This is a genomic window from Kosakonia sp. H7A (assembly GCF_003028445.1).
Lineage (GTDB): Bacteria > Pseudomonadota > Gammaproteobacteria > Enterobacterales > Enterobacteriaceae > Kosakonia > Kosakonia radicincitans.
Genome location: NZ_PYTZ01000109.1, coordinates 1 through 465, shown reverse-complemented (window position 1 = coordinate 465; position 465 = coordinate 1). Strand labels below are relative to the sequence as shown.

The following is a 465-nucleotide window of genomic DNA, read 5'->3' as shown; positions in this document are numbered from 1 at the left end:
GATCGTGTCCTACGTCGGCAAACGCTACCGGCGTATTAGCCGCGGCATACAGGACGGCATGGGTGCCATGGCGCAGACCGCCGAGCAGTCGTTGTCAGCCCAGCAGGAAGTGAAGGTTCATGGCACCCAGCGGCATGAGATCGGGCGCTACCAGGTGTTGGCCAATCGCATGCTGCGTCTGAACATGAAGGTCGAGACCACTCGCGCGACCGCGTCGGCGACGGTGCAGTTCCTCGCGGCGCTGGCGCTGGCGGTGATCGTGTTCGTCGCCACGCGCGAATCGCTGGCCGGTCGCCTCAACGCGGGCGAGTTCATGGCGCTGATGAGCTCCATGATGGCGATCATCCCCTCCCTGCGCCGCCTCACCAGCGTGCAAAGCGCCATTTCCCGCGGCGTGGCCGCCGCCGAGCGCCTGTTCGGCATTCTCGACCTGCCTTCCGAGCAGGACACCGGCACCCGCGAGGT

General features: G+C 66.5%; 1 protein-coding gene. It reads left to right on the top strand.

The genetic code is table 11. From position 1 onward, the window contains the following. Positions 1 to 67: 67 nt before the first annotated feature. Positions 68 to 465 (top strand): ABC transporter transmembrane domain-containing protein (locus tag CWM66_RS28455; protein ID WP_255416498.1); only part of this gene is annotated, 398 nt, incomplete at its 3' end.